Source organism: Streptomyces sp. NPDC001135 (assembly GCF_053598395.1).
Window position 1 is genome coordinate 144,402 of record NZ_JBSFKD010000005.1, and the last position, 18,386, is coordinate 162,787.

Here is an 18,386-nt window from a genome sequence, read left to right on the forward strand (position 1 = left end):
CCCCGCCCCCGGCGCCCTGGCCCGCCTGGCGAAGCGCACGGCGGCACAGGGCGTCCGCCCGGCGGGTGGTCTCCGGCAGCCGGTAGCGCGGGGTCAGGGCCAGGGTGTGCGCCAGGGCGTTGTCCAGGCTCACCCGGTGGCCGACGGAGACGAAGACCGGTTTGACGCCGTCCCGGGTGCGCAGGGCACGCCCGACCTCCTCGCTCCCCGCGAGGAGCGGAGCCGAGGCGCCCCGCCGCGGACCGGGATCGTCGTACGTGAAGGTGAACGGGTTCTTCGCGACCCCGATGACCGGCAGGCCGGTGAGCACGCCGAGGTGGCTCGCCAGACCGAAGCGGCGTGGATGGGCCAGGCCGTAGCCGTCGCAGACGACCAGGCCGGGCGGGCACGGCAGCCGGTCCAGGGCGGCCCGGACGGTCGGGATCTCACGGAAGGCCAGCAGGCCGGGCACATAAGGGAAGGAGACCCGGCCGACGGCCGTCGCCTCGGCCACCACGTCCAGGGTCGCCGCGTCCAGCACGACGGCCGCCGCGGCGACGAGGTCGAGGGCGTCGTCGTAGGCGACGTCGACCCCGGTGACACGGCCGGCCCCGGGCTCCGGTCCGCTCTCGTCGAGCACCACCCGGCCGCGCAGCTCGTCCTGGACCGCGCGGGCCTCTTCCTCGGTCGCGGGCCAGCCCGCGGGTACGCCTACGGTCGTCATGGTGACGCCGACTCTACGGGCCCACGGTGGCTGTCGGAGCCGGGGGGTAGGCTCACGATCATGTTCGTACTGGAGCTGACCTACACCGCCCCCCTCGACGCCGTCGACGCCCTGCTCGCCGACCATGTGGCCTGGCTGGAGGCGCAGTACGAGAAGGGCTTCTTCCTGGCGTCCGGGCGCAAGGAGCCCCGCGACGGCGGGGTGATCCTGGCCGTCGCCGACAACCGTGCCCGGATCGAGGAGATCGTCGCGGGCGACCCGTTCACCGTCGGTGGCGTGTGCACGTACCGCATCACGGAGTTCATCGCCACGAAGACGGCGCCCGAGCTCGCCCGCCACCGGCAGACGCTCGGCTGACTGCCGCCGCTCATCCCTTCTTGGCGTCCAGCGCGCGCTGCAGCTCGTCCTTGTTCATGTGCGAACGGCCTTCGATGCCGCGCTGCTTCGCCTCGTTGTACAGCTGGTCGCGGGTCGGGCCGTGGGAGCCGACCCGGTTGCCCGACCGCTGACCGCCGCGCCTGCTGGACGACATGTCCTGCGTCGAGCTGCGGCTCGCGGTCTTCGACTCGCCGGAGCGGGCGCGTTCCTTGTTGACCGTCCGCGCGGCGATCTCCTTGGCGCGCTCGGTGCTCTCGCCCCGGTCCTGCGCGCTCTTCTTGATGTGCTCGTACTGGCGCTCGCGCTTGGAGCTGGAACCGGCGGGCATGGATCGCTCCTTCCTCTCGCTTCGCGGGAACGAGTACCCGGGTTCCGGGCGGCTCACCTCAGCGTTCCAGCCGTGCCACCCTCCCCCGCTCACCGGCGGCCCAGCAGCTGAGGTCGGGCGTGCAGTCCACGGTGTCGTACGAACCGGTGTCGATCGTCCGCCAGGTGCGGCCGGCGTCCGTGGTGAGGTCGGTGCCGGTCGGTCCGACGGCGAGCGCGGCGGTGCGGCTGTGCGGCAGCCAGGCGGCCCCGGAGCGGTAGGCGGGCGGCGGTGCGGCGGCCGGGGTCCAGGTGCGGCCGCCGTCCGCGGTGACGGCGGCGGCCTGCGGCGAGGGCTGGTCGGGGCGGTAGTCGCCGCCGACGGCCAGGCCGTGGGTGCGGTCGCGGAAGGCGAGCGCGAAGACGCCCTTGGCGGGATCTGCGGCCGGTACCGGTGTGCCGGCGGCCGTCCAGGTCAGTCCCCGGTCGCCGGAGTGCAGCACGCGCGCGTGGGCGCCGCCGCCGGTGGCCAGCCAGACGTCCCGCGGGCCCGAGGCGACCAGGCACTGGCCGCTCGCGGCGAAGCCGGCCTCGCCGTCCAGGGCGGGCGGCATACCGTCCGCGGGCAGCACCCGCCAGGACCGGCCCCCGTCGCTCGTGGACAGGACGCGGAACCTTCCGTCCACGGGGTCGCTCATCGCGAGGCCGTGCCGCCGGTCGAAGAAGGCCAGGCAGTCGTAGAACGCCTTCGGGTCGGTGTTGCGGAAGGACTCCGTCCAGGTCGCTCCGCCGTCGTCGGTGCGGTACACGCGGGACGCCTCGCCCTCGCCGATGGCCAGCACCACGGCGCGCCGCGCGTCGAACGCCTCGACGTCCCGGAACTGCAGGTCCCCCGCGCCCGACGGAGAGACGTTCCGCCAGTTCGCTCCGCCGTCCGTGGTGCGCAGCACCGTGCCGCCGGTGCCGGCGAGCCAGGCGGTGCGCCGGTCCACGGCCGCGAGGCCCCGGAAGCGGACCTGCGGGGTGCCCGGGTCCTTCGGCGCCCAGTGCGGGCTCCCCTGCCCCAGGGGCCCGGCCTCGGCCGCCGGAACGGTCAGCGCGGCCAGCGCCGCCCCGCACGCCACCCCCGCCGCCACCAGCCTGCTCGTGCGTCCACTGCGTCGCGTGCTGCCCAAGCGCCTCATGGCGGGCGAAGCTAGCCCACCGGCCCGGCGCCGTCCAGAGGCCAAACGCCCGCCTCGCGCGTGAGAACACGCGGCCCTGCGCCGTGCATGAACGCGGTGACCGAGGTCACTCGGTCTTCGTGTGCACGCATCGGCCGGATCCGTCGTCTCTTCCAGTGCCGGGTAGCGCACACCCGGGCGTAGTCCAGCCGTCACGAGGGAGCAAGGCGTTGTCCACCGTCATCGAGCAGCCCGTAGAGGCCCGTCTCGTCGCCGCCGCACCGCGCATGCCGAGCATTCCCGCGACGCTGCGCTACGACCGGCGTGATCCGTTCGCCGTCGTCATGACCTTCCCGGCCCCGGCCACCCTGGAAGGGGTCGACGTGTGCTGGACCTTCTCCCGCGAGCTGCTCACGGCCGGACTGCACGGGCCCGAGGGCCACGGGGACGTGAGGGTGCGGCCGTACGGCTACGACCGCACCGTACTGGAGTTCCACGCCCCCGAGGGCACCGCGATCGTGCACGTGCGCTCGGGTGAGATCCGGCGCTTCCTGGAGGCGGCCGACGCACTCGTGCCCGTCGGCCTCGAACACCTCCAGCTCGACCTGGACGACGGCCTGGCCGAACTGATGCGGGACGCCTGCTGAACGCTACGCGCGTGGGTGGCCGTTAATTCCGTTGACAGCCCCCAGCCTCCCTCGTACGGTGTACATCGGTCCTGTTGCCGTCGATGGGAGAAGGACGTTGCTCGTCTGAGGTCCTGAGGCACCGCGTCGCACCGGTGAGGTGTGCGCGGCGTACGACCTCGGCGTCCGAGCCGTCCTCCGGCACAGGCCTTTTCTCATGGCCCCTTCGTGCCCTCGACCTTTCGGTTCCCGCCTCGCGGTGTCTCGACATGCGCCCACCGACCGCACGACACCCCTCACGAGGCCCTCATGTCATCTTCCCTCACCTGTACGTCCCTCTCCTTCACCTGGGCCGACGGCACCACCGTCTTCGACGGCCTGGACATCGCCTTCGGCCCCGGCCGCACCGGGCTCGTCGGCGTCAACGGATCAGGGAAATCGACCCTGTTGAAGCTGCTCGCCGGTGAACTCGCCCCGGCCGACGGGGTCGTCAAGGCGGCCGGTGAGATCGGCTACCTCCCGCAGAACGTCACCCTCGACACCGCGCTCCGCGTCGACGAGGCCCTCGGTATCGCCGGACGGCGGGCCGCGCTGCACGCCATCGAGGCGGGCAACGTCGCCGAGGAGCACTTCGAGACGCTCGGCGACGACTGGGACGTCGAGGAACGCGCCCTGGTCACCCTCGGCGAACTGGGTCTCGGCCACATCGGCCTGGACCGCACCGTCGGCGAGGTCTCCGGCGGCGAGTCGGTACTGCTGCGGCTGGCCGCGCTGCTGCTGCGCCGCCCGGACGTGCTGCTGCTGGACGAGCCCACGAACAACCTCGACCTGTACGCGCGCCGCCGGCTGTACCAGACCGTCGCCGCGTGGCCGGGCGTGCTGGTCGTGGTCAGCCACGACCGGGAACTGCTCGACCTGGTCGACCAGATCGCGGAGCTGCGCTCCGGGGAGGTCGCCTGGTACGGCGGCAACTTCTCGGCCTACGAGGAGGCACTGACCGTCGAGCAGGAGGCGGCCGAACGGATGGTGCGCGTCGCCGAGGCCGACGTGCGCAAGCAGAAGCGTGAACTGGCCGACGCCCAGGTCAAGCTGGCCCGCCGCAAGCGGTACGGGCAGAAGATGTGGGACCAGAAACGCGAGCCGAAGATCGTCATGGGTGCCCGTAAACGCGCGGCCCAGGAGTCGGCGGGCAAGCACCGGATCATGCACGAGGAGCGGCTCGCCGAGGCCAGGGAGCGCCTGGACGAGGCGGTGGAGGCGGTACGGGACGACGACGAGATCCGCGTCGACCTGCCGTACACCGCCGTGCCGCCCGGCCGGCAGGTGCTCACCCTGGAGAACCTGGCGACGGCCTACGGGGCGCGGATCGAGGGGATCCTCGATCTGCGCGGTCCGGAGCGGATCGCACTGGTCGGCCGCAACGGCGCCGGCAAGACGACGCTGCTGCGGACGGTCGCCGGGGAGCTGGCGCCGGTGTCCGGCGAGGCGCGGGCCCATGTCCCGTTGCGCTTCCTGCCCCAGCGGCTGGACGTGCTGGACGACACGCGGACGGTCGCCGAGAACGTGGCCCGGTTCGCGCCGGGCGCCACCAACAACCGGATCCGGGCGCGGCTGGCCCGCTTCCTGTTCCGGGGTGCGCGGGCCGACCAGCGGGCGGGCACCCTGTCGGGCGGCGAGCGGTTCCGGGCGGCCCTGGCCGCCTTGATGCTCGCCGAGCCGGCGCCCCAGCTGCTGCTGCTCGACGAGCCGACCAACAACCTCGACATGGCGAGCGTGCGGCAGCTGACCTCGGCCCTGGAGTCGTACGAGGGGGCGCTGCTCGTGGCCAGCCACGACCTGCCGTTCCTGGAGTCGATCGGCATCACCCGCTGGCTGCTGATGGAGGAGGGGGAACTGAAGGAAATCACGCCGGAGGATGTCGGGTATCCGGCCTAGCGTCGGCGGCATGCCCGATTTCATCACCCTCACCGGAGCCAGGGAGAACAACCTCAAGAGCGTCGATCTCCGTATCCCGAAAGGCCGGCTGACCGTGTTCACCGGCGTTTCGGGATCGGGCAAGTCCTCGCTCGTCTTCGACACGATCGCCGTCGAGTCGCAGCGCCAGCTGAACGAGACGTACCCCTCGTTCGTACGCAACCGGCTGCCCCGGTTCGAGCGCCCGCACCTCGAGTCGCTCACGGACCTCTCGCCGGCGGTCGTGGTCGACCAGCGGCCGGTCGGCGGCCATGCGCGGTCGACGGTCGGCACGATGACGGACATCCAGGCGGTGCTCCGGGTGCTGTTCTCCCGGTACGGCACCCCGAGCGCCGGACCGGCCACGGCCTACTCGTTCAACGACCCCTCGGGGATGTGCCCCGCGTGCGACGGGCTGGGCCGTACCGTGCGGCCCGACTGGGACCGCATCCTCGACCCGGCCAGGTCGCTGGCCGACGGGGCGGTCCGGTTCCCGCCGTTCGCCGCGGGCACCTGGCACGGCCAGACGTACACCCACACCACCCGCCTCGACGTGCACAAACCGGTCGGCGCGTTCACCGCCGACGAGCGGGCGTTCCTGCTGCGCGGGCGGGGCGCGCGCGTCCGCGTCGACAACACGGGCGGCTCGCGGGACATCGACTACGAGGGTCTCGCCGACCGGTTCGAACGGCTCTACCTCAAACGCGACCTGTCCGCGCTCAGCCGCCGCACCCGCGATCTCGTCCGGGAGTTCCTGACCGAGGACGTCTGCCCGGTCTGCCGCGGGGCCCGGTTGAACGCGGCCGCGCTCGCCACGCGCGTGTGCGGGCTGTCCCTCGCCGACTGCGCCCGGATGCAGGTCACCGACCTCATCGCCGTACTGAACCGGATCGACGACCCGGTGGCGGCACCTGCCGCACGGGCCGCCGTGGACGGCCTGGAACGCATCGAGGCGATCGGCCTGGGCTATCTGAGCCTGGACCGGGAGACCTCGACCCTCTCCGGCGGCGAGGGCCAGCGGCTGAAGACCGTACGGCACCTCGGCTCCAGCCTGAGCGGACTGACGTACGTCTTCGACGAACCCAGCGCCGGGCTGCACCCGCGTGACGTGCGCCGCCTGGGCGAGCTGCTGCTGCGGCTGCGCGACCGGGGCAACACGGTGCTGGTCGTGGAGCACGACCCCGACCTCATCACACTGGCCGACCACGTCGTCGACATGGGGCCGGGAGCGGGCGCCGACGGCGGACGGGTCGTCTTCCAGGGCACGCCCGGCGCGCTGGCCGCGTCCGGCACCCTCACCGGCCGCTGTCTGCGCCGGCGTGCCGCGGTGAAGGGCCGGGTGCGGCGGGCCACGGGCGGGCTGTGGGTCAAGGGCGCGAGCCGGCACAACCTGCGCGAGGTCACGGTGGAGTTCCCGACGGGCGTGCTGACCGTGGTGACCGGGGTGGCCGGTTCGGGCAAGAGCACGCTGACGGGCGAACTGACCGCCGCGCACCCCGGCGCGGTGGTCGTGGACCAGTCGGCCATCGGGGTCTCCGGGCGGTCCACACCGGCGACCTACCTGGGGATCATGGACACCGTACGCAGGCTCTTCGCCCGCTCGACGGGGACGTCACCGGCGCTGTTCAGCTTCAATTCGGCCGGGGCGTGCGGTGATTGCGAGGGCCGCGGTGTCATCGTCACCGACCTCGCGTTCATGGACCCCGTGACGACCGTCTGCCCCGGCTGCGCGGGCCGGCGCTTCCAGGACGAGGTGCTGCGGCTCACCGTCCGCGGAGCCTCGATCGCGGACGTCCTCGACATGGGGCCGGAGCAGGCACTGGACTTCTTCGGCGACCTGGAGGTCCCCGAGGACGCCGTGCTGCGCCCCCTGCGCGCCCTGCGGGACGTCGGCCTGACGCACCTGGCCCTCGGCCGGCCCCTGTCCACGCTGTCCGGCGGCGAGCGGCAGCGGATCAAGCTCGCCACCCGGCTGCACCGCACCGGCGCGGTGTACGTCCTGGACGAGCCGACCACGGGTCTGCACCTGGCGGACGTCGGCGCGCTGCTGGCCCTGCTCGACCGGCTGGTCGACGCGGGCAACACCGTCGTGGTGGTCGAACACCACCTGGACGTCGTCCGTCACGCCGACTGGATCATCGACCTCGGGCCCGGTGGCGGCCGGGACGGCGGCGACGTCGTCTTCGAGGGAACTCCGCGGCAGTTGCTCACGGCCCGTGGCTCGGCCACCGCGGAGCATCTGCGCAAGGCGGCGGGGTGACGTCTCAGGAGGGGCACAGCCTGACAACGAGGGGTTTTGTCCTGGCCGGAGGGGACTGCATGATGGCGGACCGGTGCCGCAACCAGCGGCGCCGCCACCGCAGCACCGACCCGCACCGATTCGAAAGGCCCCTCGTGCCCAGCAAGAAGGCCCTCGTCCGCCGCCCCAGCCCCCGCCTCGCCGAAGGCCTGGTGACGCACATCGAGCGGGAGCAGGCCGATGTGGGGCTCGCCGTCGAGCAGTGGGAGGCCTACGTCGAGGCCCTGCGCACGCACGGCTGGGAGACGATCGAGGTCGAACCGGAGGACGACTGCCCGGACTCGGTGTTCGTCGAGGACACCGTCGTCATGTACAGGAACGTGGCGTTGATCACCCGGCCCGGCGCGGAGTCGCGGCGCGCGGAGACCGTCGGCGTCGAGGAGGCGGTGGCCCGCCTCGGCTGCTCGGTGAACTGGATATGGGAGCCGGGCACGCTGGACGGCGGTGACGTCCTGAAGGTCGGCGACACGGTGTACGTCGGCCGCGGCGGGCGCACCAACGCGGCCGGCGTGCAGCAGCTGCGGGCCGCCTTCGAGCCGCTGGGCGCGCGCGTGGTGCCCGTCCCCGTGAGCAAGGTGCTGCACCTGAAGTCGGCCGTGACCGCGCTGCCCGACGGCACGGTGATCGGGCACATCCCGAAGGTCGACCGGCCGTCGCTGTTCCCCGGTTTCCTGTCGGTGCCGGAGGAGTCCGGCGCGCACGTGGTGCTGCTCGGCGGGCACAAGCTGCTGATGGCGGCGAGCGCCCCGAAGACGGCGGAGCTGCTGACCGATCTCGGCCACGAGGTGGTCACGGTGGACATCAGCGAGTTCGAGAAGCTCGAGGGCTGTGTGACCTGTCTCTCGGTACGGCTGCGGGAGCTGTACGCCTGATCGGGTGGTCCCGTCACGCCGACGGCCCCGAAACCCGGGGTGCGGAGCCGTCGGCGGGTCCGGGAACCGGGCGGCGAGAGCGGGCGGAACACGCCGGGAAGACCCGCCTTTGCCGTGCTGATCAGCGGTCTTTACGACGGCCTTAACCTACGGCTTCGTAACCTACGGATTCGTAGCCTACGATCTCGTAGGTTTCCCGGCACCGCTCGCCGGACCGTCCCCCTTTTCTCACCCTTGTTCGGCGTCCCCCTGGAGTTCCCGTGACGATCACCTCCCCTCACCTCGGCAGCCCGTCCGCATGGACCGACGCGCGGCTGCTGTTCGCGCTGGAGGAAGTGGTCGAGACCGAACTGAACCGGCATCTGAAGGTCGCCAAGGACTGGATGCCGCACGAGTACGTGCCGTGGAGCGACGCCCGCAACTTCCCCGGCCTGTTCGAGGACGGCGAGGCCTGGGACAAGGGCCAGTCCGGCGTGACGGAGATCGGCCGCATCGCCCTCGTGGTCAACCTGCTCACCGAGGACAACCTGCCGAGCTACCACCACGAGATCGCCTCGCTCTTCGGCCGCGACGGCGCCTGGGGCACCTGGGTGCACCGCTGGACGGCCGAGGAGGGCCGGCACGGCATCGTGATGCGCGACTACCTCCTCGCCTCGCGGGCGGTGGACCCGGACAAGCTCGAGCAGTTCCGCATGGCGCACATGAGCGAGGGCTTCGAGTCCGACAACCGGCACTCGATGCTGCACTCGATCGCCTACGTCGCCTTCCAGGAGCTGGCCACCCGCATCTCGCACCGCAACACCGGTCACCAGTCCGGCGACCCGGTCTGCGACCGCATGCTGGCCCGCATCGCGACCGACGAGAACCTGCACATGGTCTTCTACCGCAACCTGCTGAAGGCGGCCTTCGAGCTGGCCCCCGACCTGACGATGCAGGCGGTCCGGGACGTCGTGGTGAACTTCCGCATGCCCGGTCACGGCATCCCCGGCTTCGAGCGGGCCGCCGCGCAGATGGCCATCGGCGAGGTGTACAACCTGCGCATCCACCACGACGACGTCCTCCAGCCGGTCCTCCGCTTCCTGAAGGTCATGGAGATCGACGGCCTGGGGCCCGAGGGGCGCCGGGCACAGGAGGAACTGGGCCTGTTCCTGGGCGGCCTGGACTCGGAGGCCGCCAAGTTCGACGAGAAGCTGGCCGCCCGCAAGGCCCGCATGGCGGCCCGCGCGGGGGCCTGAGCCCGAAGGGGTCCGCCCCACGCCGGGGCCCGGCGGTCCCCGCGGCCCGGCCCCACACGGACCTGGTGCTCGCCGGGCGGCGGGGCCGGTGTCCGCCGGTACGGCCGTCGGTACGGCCGGGGGGCGGGCGTCTGCGCCGGGCGGGCGCTGGGCCGGTGTGCGCAGGTGCCGGTGAGACGGCGGGCCGGGGTCAGTGGGACGTGCGGCGCAGGGCGAGGCGTTCCTTCTCCGAGAGGCCGCCCCACACGCCGAAGCGCTCGTCGTTGGCCAGCGCGTAGTCCAGGCAGGCCGGGCGCAGCTCGCACATCGCGCAGATGCGCTTCGCCTCGCGCACCGAGCTGCCGGGCTCGGGGAAGAAGAAGTCCGGCCCGGTCTGCGCGCACAGGGCCTGCGCCTGCCAGGTCTCGTCGGCCGGAGTGATCGTTTCGAAGTGCATGACCAGGATCGTGCCGCGCGGCGAAAAACGTTCGATCAACGCGGGCTCAACGCCGCCGCCAGGGCCTCCGCCGCCCCGATGATGCTCCCCCGGACCGCACCGGCGCACGGCGGCGCGCGGAGGCGGGCCGAAAACCCGGACCCGCCGAACGGGTCCGGTCACCCGGCGTGAGAGCGGGACCGGTCCGACGCCGCGGCGCTCCGGCGGCGATTGTCAGTGGGGGGTGCCAGACTCGGCAGTGCACAGGACGGGACCCTTTCCGAGGAGGGCGAAGATGCTCACCACCCGTTTCGTCGACGGCGCGCCGAACTGGATCGACATCGGCACCCCGGACATCGACGGTGCCCTCTCCTTCTACGGCGGCCTCTTCGGCTGGCAGTTCCGGTCGGCGGGGCCGGACGCCGGAGGCTACGGCTTCTTCCAGCTGGACGGCAGAACCGTCGCGGGCGGTGCGCAGTCCGGCCCCGAGCAGGGCCCGCCGGCCTGGACGGTGTACTTCCGCAGCGCGGACGCGCAGGCCACCGCCAAGGCCGCCGAACTCGCCCACGGCAGCGTGCTGTTCCAGCCGATGGACGTGATGGGGCAGGGGCACATGGCGGTGCTCGCCGACCGGGCGGGCGCCCCGTTCGGGATCTGGCAGCCGGCCCGGACCAAGGGCGTCGACGTGGCGGGCGAACCGGGCGCCCTGTGCTGGGTCGAGCTGTACACCCCGGACGTCGCGGCGGCCGCCGCCTTCTACCACCAGGTACTCGGCCTGGAGACCTCCGCCGCGCCCTTCCCGGGCGGGACGTACACCTGCGTCAACCCGGCCGACGGCGGGGAGGACGCGATGTTCGGCGGGATCGTGTCACTGGCCGACGCCCCGGCCGAGGCCGAAGCCGGCCCGTACTGGCTGCCGTACTTCGAGGTCACGGACACCGACGCGGTGACCGAGAAGGCGCAGCGGCTCGGTGGCACGGTGCGCATGCCGGCGACGACCATGGAGGGCGTGGGCCGCATGGCCAAGCTCAGCGATCCGTACGGCGCCCGCTTCGCGGTGATCAGAAGCGAGTCGCCTCAGGGCTGAGCCGGGCCGGTGCGTCGGGTGTCCGCCCGGTCGGGCTGACGCCTGCTAGGCGGAGGCCCGTCGTATCAGCGTGGTCGGGAGGATCACACCGCCGGGGGGCGGCGGGTCGGCCGAGGTTCCGGTGCGGTCGCGGCCGTCGGCGAGGCCACGCAGCAGCAGGCGGGCCATCAGGCGACCCATTCCCTCGATGTCCTGACGGACCGTCGTCAGCGGCGGGTCGGCCTCTTCGGCGACGGGCAGCATGTCGTCGAAACCGATCACGGCCACGTCCTCGGGCACCCGTCGGCCGCTCGCGCGCAGCACACGCAGGGCACCGAGCGCGGTGAGGTCGTTGGCGGCGAACACGGCGTCCACGTCCGGGCACCGGCCGAGGAGCTCCCGCATGGCGCGTTCGCCACCGGCCGGGGTGAAGTCGCTCTCCACGACCAGCCGGGGATCGTCCCCTCCCGGCACCTCGCCCATGACGTCCCGGTAACCGTCCAGCCGGTCCACCGCGGACGTCTGGTCCAGGGCGCCGGTGAGGTGCGCGACGCGTCTGCGGCCGAGGTCCACGAGATGCCGTACGGCCGCGCGTGCCCCGCCCCGGTTGTCGCAGTCGACGTACACCACGCCGGGCCCCGGGCTCCGCCCCGCGTGCGGGGCGCGCCCGGGCCTGCCTGCCCGGCTGTCGTCGCCCCAGCCGGGCCGCCCGCCGAACACGGTCGGCACGGCGGCGGCGTGGATGAGGCCGGGCAGCGGGTCGTCGAGGTGCAGGGAGAAGACGAGCGCACCGTCGACGTGGCCTCCGGCGAGATACCGGGCCACGCGTGCGTGGTCGTCACGGCCCTCGGTGAGCAGCAGCACCAGCTGGTTGTCGTGGGCGGTCAGCTCCTTGCTGATGCCGCGCAGTTGCAGGGCGAAGAAGGGATCGGCGAAGACCCGGGTCTCGGGCTCGGCGATGACGACCGCGACGGCGTCGTGCCGCTTGGTGACGAGGCTGCGCGCCGCCTGGTTGGGGACGTACCCCAGCTCCGCCACGGCCTCCCGGACCCGCTCGGCCAGGGGTTCGCGCACCCCGTCGCCGCCGTTGACCACCCGGGACACGGTGGCCCGGGACACACCGGCCCGCGCGGCCACGGCCTCCAGCGTGGGACGCGACACTGCGTCGGTCACTTGGGCATCTCCTCCTCGGCGGCTGCCGGTCAGGATAGCCGCGCGGCGAAGACGCCGCCGAGCGGCGACAGCGGCTTGCGAAGGGCCGGGCGGACAGGGCGCCGGGACCGGGGCGGGCCCGTCCGGCACCGGGAGGGCCGACGGCGGCCAGGAATCGTCAGGTCGTCTTCTCCCGTCGGGCCCGGCTCGGTTGGACCCGCTTCGGTTCGCCGGGCATCTTCGGGTACTCCGGTGGGTAGGGCAGGTCGCCCAGACCGTGGTCGTGTTCGTCGCGGCGGGCCAGTTCCAGCAGGGCGTCCAGGGAGTAGGCGTGGTCGTCCATGTCGGCGTGCACATCACCGAGTTCGGCGAAGCGGCCCGGCATGGTGGCGAGGTCGAAGTCGGCGGGCTGGGCCACACCGACCTCCTCCCAGCGCAGGGGTGCCGAGACGGGGGCGTTCGGGCGGGGACGTACGGAGTAGGCGGAGGCGATGGTGCGGTCGCGGGCCGTCTGGTTGTAGTCGAGGAAGATACGGCGGCCCCGCTCCTCCTTCCACCACTTGATCGTCACCTGGTCCGGCATCCGGCGTTCCATCTCGCGGCCGACGGCGATCGCGGCGCGGCGCACCTGGGTGAAGGTCCAGTGCGGTTCGATCGGGACGAACACGTGCAGGCCACGGCCGCCGGAGGTCTTCGGCCAGCCGCGCAGCCCGCCGAACTCGTCTAGGACGGCACGCAGTTCGTGCGCGGCGCGGACGGCGTCCGCGTAGTCGGTGCCGGGCTGCGGGTCGAGGTCGATGCGGAGTTCGTCGGGGCGGTCGACGTCCGTGGCGCGCACCGGCCAGGGGTGGAAGGTGAGCGTGCCGTACTGGGCGGCCCAGACGACGGCGCCCTCCTCGGTGGGGCACATCTCGTCGGCGCTGCGGCCGCTGGGGAAGGTGATGTGGGCGGTCGGGATCCAGCCGGGCATGCCCTTCGGCGCCCTCTTCTGGAAGAACCACTCGCCGCCGACGCCGTCCGGGTAGCGCTCCAGGGTGGTGGGGCGGTTGCGCAGCGCGCGCAGGATGCCGGGGCCGACGGCGATGTAGTACTGCGCCAGGTCCAGCTTGGTGAATCCCCGCTCCGGGAAGAAGACCTTGCCCGGACTGGACAGCCGTACCGTTCGGCCGCCGACCTGCAGTTCCACCGCATCACCCATGCGGCCACGGTAGGCGCCCCCCGCACAGCGCGCATACCGGACACCGAGGGACGCAGGCGAGCAGAACATGACGTGTGCGAGCAGAATCAAGGGCATGGATCTGCCGGTGATGCCACCTGTGAAGCCCATGCTCGCCAAGTCGGTGGCGAAGATCCCGCCGGGTATGCACTACGAGGCGAAGTGGGACGGGTTCCGTTCCATCGTGTTCCGGGACGGGGCGGACGTCGAGTTGGGCAGCCGTACGGGAAAGCCGCTGACCAGGTACTTTCCCGAGCTGGTGGGGGCGCTGAAGGAGCGGGTGCCGAAGCGGTGCGTGCTCGACGGGGAGATCGTGATCGCCCGGAACGGGCGGCTGGACTTCGACGCGCTGACCGAGCGGATCCACCCGGCGGACTCCCGGGTGCGGATGCTGGCCGAGAGGACCCCGGCGTCGTTCGTCGCCTTCGACCTCCTCGCGCTGGACGACGAGTCACTGCTCGACGTGGAGCTGGCCGACCGCCGGGCGCTGCTGGACCGGGCGCTCGCCGAGGCCACACCGCCGGTGCACCTGGCGCCCGCGACGACCGACCTCGACGTGGCGCGGCAGTGGTTCGAACGGTTCGAGGGCGCGGGACTCGACGGGGTCGTCGCCAAGCCGCTCACCCTGCGCTATCTGCAGGACGAGCGGGCCATGTTCAAGATCAAGCACGAGCGGACGGCCGACGTGGTGGTGGCCGGGTACCGCTTCCACAAGAGCGGACCGGTGGTCGGCTCGCTGCTGCTGGGGCTGTACGACGACCACGGCAGGCTCCAGCACGTGGGCGTGTCGGCCGCCTTCGCCATGAAGAAGCGGGCCGAACTGATCGAGGAGCTGGAGCCGCTGCGCATGGACGACGTGGCCGGGCATCCGTGGGCGGCCTGGTCGGACGAGGCCGCCCATGAGACGGCCCGGCTGCCGGGGGCCCCGAGCCGCTGGTCGGGCAAGAAGGACCTGTCGTGGGTGCCGCTGCGGCCGGAGCGGGTCGCCGAGGTGGCCTACGACCACATGGAGAACGGGCAGCGTTTCCGGCACACCGCCCGCTTCCGCCGCTGGCGCCCGGACCGCACGGCGCACAGCTGCACCTACGCCCAGCTGGAGGAACCGGTCCGTTACGACCTCGCGGAGATCCTCGGCGAGAAGGACCGGGGCTGAGGCCGGGCGGCGTCCGGTGCGTCGGGGCCGCGGTGCTCAGGGCCACGACGCTCAGGGCTGCATGAGGATCTTGATGGCGCCGTCCTGCTTGCGCTGGAACATCTCGTAGGCGTGCGGTGCCTCGGTGAGCGGCAGCCGGTGGGTGGCGAAGTCCTCGACACCGAGGGGGTCCTCGTCGGTCAGATACGGCATGATCAGGTCGGTCCAGCGACGGACGTTGGCCTGGCCCATGCGTACCTGGATCTGCTTGTCGAACAGGGTGAGCATCGGCATCGGGTCGGCCATCCCGCCGTAGACGCCGCTGAGCGAGATGGTGCCGCCGCGCCGGACCAGGTCGACCGCCATGTGCAGGGCGCTGAGCCGGTCGACGGCGAAGCGTTCCGCGAGCGGGGCGCCGATCTTGCGGGGCAGGAGTCCGGTGGCGGTCTGGGCGAGCCTGGCGGCTGCGCTGCCGTGTGCTTCGGTGCCGACGGCGTCGATCACGGCGTCCGGGCCCCGGCCGCCGGTCTCGTCGCGGATGGCGTGGACCAGTGCCTTCTCGTCGTCGAAGGCCCTGAGGTCGTACGTCTCCACGCCGTCCCGGGACGCCCGCGCGAGCCGTTCCGGTACGAGGTCGACGCCGAACACCCGCTCCGCGCCGCGCTCCTTCGCGATCCGGCAGGCCATGTCGCCGATGGGGCCGAGGCCGAGGACGGCGAGGGTGCCGCCGGGCGGGACGGCGGCGTACTCGACGGCTTGCCAGGCGGTGGGCAGGACGTCGGAGAGGTAGACGAAACGGTCGTCCGGTGGACCCTCGGGCACCTTGATCGGGCCGAACTGTGCCTGCGGGACGCGCAGATACTCGGCCTGGCCGCCGGGGACGGCGCCGTACAGGCGGGTGTAGCCGAACAGGGCGGCGCCCATGCCCTCGCCGGTGACCTGGGTGGTCTCGCACTGCGTGGGCAGTCCGGTCAGGCACATCCAGCAGTTGCCGCAGGCGATCTGGAACGGCACGACGACCCGGTCACCCGCCGCGAGGTCCGGCACTCCCGGGCCGACCTCCTCGACGATGCCCATGGGTTCGTGGCCGAGGATGTCGCCCGGGGTCATGAACGGGGTGAGCACCTCGTACAGGTGCAGGTCGGACCCGCACAGTCCGGTGGATGTGACGCGGATGACGGCGTCCGTGGGCTCCTCGATCCGTGGGTCGGGCACGTCCTCGACCCGGACGTCCCGCCTGCCCTGCCAGGTGACTGCCTTCATGGGATCGCGCTCCCTCGGTGTCCTGCGTGCGTGGCGCCCGGGTACCCGTGCCCACCTGCGCCGAACCCCTCACCCGGCCCGCCCGCGACCCGGCCCCGGACCCTGCTCACGGCCCGGCTCCGGCGCCCGTCCCTCGCGCCGCCCGCCGGGGGGTGTCGCGGGCCCGTACGGCCTGCGGAACGCACATGACCGTATGCGATCGGGCAGGACCGGAGATGGCCCGATGGGCACACGACCGGGCAACACGAACGCGGTGGCCGCGACGGGCATGAGCCACGGGGCGCGCACGCGACACGGGGCACCGACGGCGGCCGGACCGGGCGCCACGCCGGCCGCCTCGCCCACCGCCGGCCGCTCCCACCACGGCCGGGTGGACCACGGGGCCCGGCACCCCACCCGCACAACGCGCGCGCCCCGGGGAACCCAGTCCCGGCCGGGCAACCGGTCCCGCACGGCGCCGCGCGAGCCGCTGCCACCGCGGGGCGCGGTCAGTTGGTTCCGGAGCGGCGCGGACCGCTTCGTTGCGCGGCCGTATCGGTCCGGTCAGCCCCGTGCGGACAGCGGCTCCGCCGGGTTGCGCAGGTTCTCGGTCGCGTCCGCGACACGGCGCAGCAGATCGAGGAACACGGTCCGCTCCTCGGCGGACAGCGGCGCGAGGAAGACCTGGTTCATCCGGGCCGTGCGCACGGTCAGCCTGCGGTGGGTGCGCAGGCCCTCCTCCGTGAGGCGGAGCAGGAAGCGCCGGCCGTCCCCGGGGTCGCGCACCTTGTGCAGCAGCTCGCGGCGGCCGAGCCGGCTGATGACCTCGGCGATGGTCGACCGGTCCAGCCCCACCCGCTCCCCCACCGTCCGCTGGTCGAGGCCCGGTTCGGCGACCAGCGCGTTCATGACCGCGAACTGCGGTGAGGTGATCTCCTCCGAGACCATCGTGTTCCACAGCAGGTAGTGCGCCTGCTGCAGCCGCCGGGCCAGGTGCCCCGGGTGGGTGGTGAGGTCCACCGCGGCCATGTGCGCTCCCCTGATCGATACGATCCGTTCGTTGGTGCACTGACGATACCGGGCGTGAGGCTCGCCTGTCTTCCACCCGAGACAGCCGGACTTATGGGCCTTGACGGCCGTCGGCGCCGGTGGCAGCGTGAGAGACACCTCGCTTGAAGTACTCAGTGTCCTGACTAATCGCGGACGAGACGGGGCTCACGCATGGACAAGGTGGTCGCCACGGCCCTGGAGGCGGTGGCCGATGTACCGGACGGCGCGTCCCTCGCGGTCGGCGGGTTCGGACTGAGCGGTGTACCGAACGTACTGATCCAGGCTCTGTACGAGCGCGGGACCGGCGCGCTGAGCGTGGTGTCGAACAACTGCGGCGCGATGGAGTCCGGGCTCGCGGTGCTGCTGGCCGCGGGGCGGATCGCCCGGGTGACCGGCTCGTACATCGGCGCCAACAAGGAGTTCGCCCGCCAGTACCTGGCCGGTGAGCTGGAGGTCGAGCTGATCCCGCAGGGCACGCTGGCGGAGCGGCTGCGCGCGGGCGGCGCCGGCATCCCCGCCTTCTACACCCCCGCCGGGGTCGGCACCCAGGTCGCCGAGGGCGGACTGCCCTGGCGTCACCACGGTGACGGTGGCGTCGCGCTGGCCTCCCCGCCGAAGGAGGTGCGGGAGTTCGACGGCGTCGAGTACCTCCTGGAGCGCGCCATCCGAACCGACTTCGCGCTGGTCAGGGCGGCGAAGGGCGACCGGCACGGCAACCTCGTGTTCCACAGGTCCGCCCGGAACTTCAACCCCCTTGCCGCCATGGCCGGAAAGGTCGCGATCGCCGAGGTGGAGGAGCTGCTCGAGCCCGGCGAGATCGACCCGGACGCCGTCCACCTGCCCGGCGTCTTCGTGCAGCGGGTCGTGGCGCTGACCCCGGAGCAGGCGGCGGACAAGCGGATCGAGCGGCGGACGGTGAGCGGCTGATGGCGTGGACGCGGGAACAGATGGCCGCCCGTGCCGCGCGCGAGCTGCGCGACGGGCAGTACGTCAATCTCGGCATCGGCCTGCCGACGCTGATCCCGAACCATCTTCCCGAGGGTGTCGAGGTCGTCCTGGAGTCGGAGAACGGCATCCTGGGCACGGGCCCGTACCCGGCCGACGACCAGGTCGATCCGGATCTGATCAACGCCGGCAAGGAGACCGTCACGGTCCTGCCGGGCGCCTCCTTCTTCGACTCGGCGCTGTCCTTCGCGATGATCCGGGGCGGGCACCTCGACGTGGCCGTGCTCGGCGCGATGCAGGTCTCCGCAGGCGGCGACCTGGCCAACTGGGCCGTACCGGGCAAGCTGGTGACCGGGATCGGCGGCGCCATGGACCTCGTGCACGGCGCCCGCCAGGTGATCGCGCTGATGACCCACACCGCGAAGGACGGCTCGCCGAAGATCCTCAAGGAATGCACGCTGCCGCTCACGGGCAGGGCCTGTGTGAACCGGGTCATCACGGATCTCGCCGTACTGGACGTCACCGCACGGGGTCTGGCCCTGGTGGAGACCGCGCCCGGTGTGACCGTCGACGACGTCGTCGCCCGGACCGACGCGGAACTGACCCTCACACGGGACCCGCTGTGAACACGGT

Annotated in this window: 17 protein-coding genes and 1 pseudogene; 10 read left to right on the forward strand and 8 right to left on the reverse strand. The window is 72.5% G+C overall.

The window, feature by feature from the left end; genetic code table 11:
- Positions 1-703: pseudogene (locus ACWC94_RS09220) on the reverse strand (endonuclease V); the annotation flags it as partial.
- A 60-nt stretch (positions 704-763) separates the two neighbouring features.
- Here ACWC94_RS09220 and ACWC94_RS09225 point away from each other — a divergent pair.
- Positions 764-1,060 (forward strand): YciI family protein, encoded by a 297-nt coding sequence (locus ACWC94_RS09225; RefSeq protein WP_450795844.1) that lies wholly within the window; start codon positions 764-766, stop codon positions 1,058-1,060.
- Positions 1,061-1,070: 10 nt separating this feature from the next.
- On the opposite strand, the gene ACWC94_RS09230 is transcribed toward ACWC94_RS09225, so the two are convergent.
- Both ACWC94_RS09230 and ACWC94_RS09235 read right to left on the reverse strand, forming a co-directional pair.
- The gene (locus ACWC94_RS09230) at positions 1,071-1,409 is read right to left on the reverse strand and encodes a plasmid stabilization protein (RefSeq protein WP_450795845.1); all 339 of its coding nucleotides are present in this window, start codon (positions 1,407-1,409) and stop codon (positions 1,071-1,073) included.
- A 58-nt stretch (positions 1,410-1,467) separates the two neighbouring features.
- Complete coding sequence (locus ACWC94_RS09235; protein ID WP_450795846.1) at positions 1,468-2,571, reverse strand: WD40/YVTN/BNR-like repeat-containing protein; 1,104 nt, start codon at positions 2,569-2,571, stop codon at positions 1,468-1,470.
- 209 nt (positions 2,572-2,780) lie between these two features.
- Here ACWC94_RS09235 and ACWC94_RS09240 point away from each other — a divergent pair, with 209 nt between their 5' ends.
- From ACWC94_RS09240 to ACWC94_RS09260, 5 genes are all read left to right on the forward strand, one after another.
- Complete coding sequence (locus ACWC94_RS09240) at positions 2,781-3,197, forward strand: SsgA family sporulation/cell division regulator (protein ID WP_450795847.1); 417 nt, start codon at positions 2,781-2,783, stop codon at positions 3,195-3,197.
- A gap of 288 nt (positions 3,198-3,485) precedes the next feature.
- Positions 3,486-5,111, forward strand: a complete 1,626-nt coding sequence (locus ACWC94_RS09245; protein ID WP_450795848.1) for an ABC-F family ATP-binding cassette domain-containing protein — start codon at positions 3,486-3,488, stop codon at positions 5,109-5,111.
- A gap of 10 nt (positions 5,112-5,121) precedes the next feature.
- On the forward strand, positions 5,122-7,389 hold the full coding sequence (locus ACWC94_RS09250; RefSeq protein ID WP_450795849.1) for an ATP-binding cassette domain-containing protein: 2,268 nt from the start codon (positions 5,122-5,124) through the stop codon (positions 7,387-7,389).
- A 134-nt stretch (positions 7,390-7,523) separates the two neighbouring features.
- Positions 7,524-8,300 carry a dimethylargininase gene (gene ddaH, locus ACWC94_RS09255; protein ID WP_450795850.1) on the forward strand — a complete coding sequence of 259 codons (777 nt, stop codon included), beginning with the start codon at positions 7,524-7,526 and terminating at the stop codon, positions 8,298-8,300.
- Positions 8,301-8,560: 260 nt separating this feature from the next.
- Positions 8,561-9,535, forward strand: coding sequence for an acyl-ACP desaturase (locus ACWC94_RS09260; protein ID WP_450795851.1), 975 nt, complete (start codon positions 8,561-8,563; stop codon positions 9,533-9,535).
- A 190-nt stretch (positions 9,536-9,725) separates the two neighbouring features.
- Here ACWC94_RS09260 and ACWC94_RS09265 read toward each other — a convergent pair whose 3' ends face one another.
- A complete protein-coding gene (locus tag ACWC94_RS09265) occupies positions 9,726-9,971 on the reverse strand; it encodes a WhiB family transcriptional regulator (RefSeq protein WP_450795852.1) in 246 nt (81 codons plus the stop codon).
- A 274-nt stretch (positions 9,972-10,245) separates the two neighbouring features.
- On the opposite strand from ACWC94_RS09265, the gene ACWC94_RS09270 reads away from it, so the two are divergent.
- Complete coding sequence (locus tag ACWC94_RS09270; protein WP_450795854.1) at positions 10,246-11,037, forward strand: VOC family protein; 792 nt, start codon at positions 10,246-10,248, stop codon at positions 11,035-11,037.
- A 45-nt stretch (positions 11,038-11,082) separates the two neighbouring features.
- On the opposite strand, the gene ACWC94_RS09275 is transcribed toward ACWC94_RS09270, so the two are convergent.
- Positions 11,083-12,189 (reverse strand): LacI family DNA-binding transcriptional regulator, encoded by a 1,107-nt coding sequence (locus ACWC94_RS09275; protein WP_450795855.1) that lies wholly within the window; start codon positions 12,187-12,189, stop codon positions 11,083-11,085.
- 157 nt (positions 12,190-12,346) lie between these two features.
- Positions 12,347-13,366 (reverse strand): non-homologous end-joining DNA ligase, encoded by a 1,020-nt coding sequence (ligD, locus tag ACWC94_RS09280; protein WP_450795856.1) that lies wholly within the window; start codon positions 13,364-13,366, stop codon positions 12,347-12,349.
- Between the two features lie 94 nt (positions 13,367-13,460).
- Here ligD and ACWC94_RS09285 point away from each other — a divergent pair, with 94 nt between their 5' ends.
- Positions 13,461-14,537 carry an ATP-dependent DNA ligase gene (locus tag ACWC94_RS09285; RefSeq protein WP_450795857.1) on the forward strand — a complete coding sequence of 359 codons (1,077 nt, stop codon included), beginning with the start codon at positions 13,461-13,463 and terminating at the stop codon, positions 14,535-14,537.
- Between the two features lie 51 nt (positions 14,538-14,588).
- Here ACWC94_RS09285 and ACWC94_RS09290 read toward each other — a convergent pair whose 3' ends face one another.
- Both ACWC94_RS09290 and ACWC94_RS09295 read right to left on the reverse strand, forming a co-directional pair.
- Entirely contained in the window at positions 14,589-15,779 is a 1,191-nt protein-coding gene (locus ACWC94_RS09290) for a zinc-dependent alcohol dehydrogenase (RefSeq protein WP_450795858.1), read from the reverse strand.
- Between the two features lie 543 nt (positions 15,780-16,322).
- Entirely contained in the window at positions 16,323-16,787 is a 465-nt protein-coding gene (locus tag ACWC94_RS09295; protein WP_450795859.1) for a MarR family winged helix-turn-helix transcriptional regulator, read from the reverse strand.
- Between the two features lie 192 nt (positions 16,788-16,979).
- Between ACWC94_RS09295 and ACWC94_RS09300 the strand changes: the two genes are divergently transcribed.
- Positions 16,980-17,735 (forward strand): CoA transferase subunit A, encoded by a 756-nt coding sequence (locus ACWC94_RS09300; protein ID WP_450795860.1) that lies wholly within the window; start codon positions 16,980-16,982, stop codon positions 17,733-17,735.
- Positions 17,735-18,379 (forward strand): CoA transferase subunit B, encoded by a 645-nt coding sequence (locus ACWC94_RS09305; RefSeq protein WP_450795861.1) that lies wholly within the window; start codon positions 17,735-17,737, stop codon positions 18,377-18,379. The genes ACWC94_RS09300 and ACWC94_RS09305 overlap by 1 nt, the downstream gene beginning before the upstream one ends.
- The last annotated feature ends 7 nt before the right edge of the window (positions 18,380-18,386 follow it).

Excerpts from the sequence above, each read along its gene's own strand:
- ACWC94_RS09225 (WP_450795844.1), top strand. The coding sequence starts at position 764 with ATGTTCGTACTGGAGCTGACCTACACCGCCCCCCTCGACGCCGTCGAC.
- ACWC94_RS09230 (WP_450795845.1), bottom strand. The coding sequence starts at position 1,409 with ATGCCCGCCGGTTCCAGCTCCAAGCGCGAGCGCCAGTACGAGCACATC.
- ACWC94_RS09235 (WP_450795846.1), bottom strand. The coding sequence starts at position 2,571 with ATGAGGCGCTTGGGCAGCACGCGACGCAGTGGACGCACGAGCAGGCTG.
- ACWC94_RS09245 (WP_450795848.1), top strand. The coding sequence starts at position 3,486 with ATGTCATCTTCCCTCACCTGTACGTCCCTCTCCTTCACCTGGGCCGAC.
- ACWC94_RS09250 (WP_450795849.1), top strand. The coding sequence starts at position 5,122 with ATGCCCGATTTCATCACCCTCACCGGAGCCAGGGAGAACAACCTCAAG.
- ACWC94_RS09265 (WP_450795852.1), bottom strand. The coding sequence starts at position 9,971 with ATGCACTTCGAAACGATCACTCCGGCCGACGAGACCTGGCAGGCGCAG.
- ACWC94_RS09270 (WP_450795854.1), top strand. The coding sequence starts at position 10,246 with ATGCTCACCACCCGTTTCGTCGACGGCGCGCCGAACTGGATCGACATC.
- ligD (WP_450795856.1), bottom strand. The coding sequence starts at position 13,366 with ATGGGTGATGCGGTGGAACTGCAGGTCGGCGGCCGAACGGTACGGCTG.
- ACWC94_RS09285 (WP_450795857.1), top strand. The coding sequence starts at position 13,461 with ATGGATCTGCCGGTGATGCCACCTGTGAAGCCCATGCTCGCCAAGTCG.
- ACWC94_RS09290 (WP_450795858.1), bottom strand. The coding sequence starts at position 15,779 with ATGAAGGCAGTCACCTGGCAGGGCAGGCGGGACGTCCGGGTCGAGGAC.
- ACWC94_RS09295 (WP_450795859.1), bottom strand. The coding sequence starts at position 16,787 with ATGGCCGCGGTGGACCTCACCACCCACCCGGGGCACCTGGCCCGGCGG.
- ACWC94_RS09300 (WP_450795860.1), top strand. The coding sequence starts at position 16,980 with ATGGACAAGGTGGTCGCCACGGCCCTGGAGGCGGTGGCCGATGTACCG.
- ACWC94_RS09305 (WP_450795861.1), top strand. The coding sequence starts at position 17,735 with ATGGCGTGGACGCGGGAACAGATGGCCGCCCGTGCCGCGCGCGAGCTG.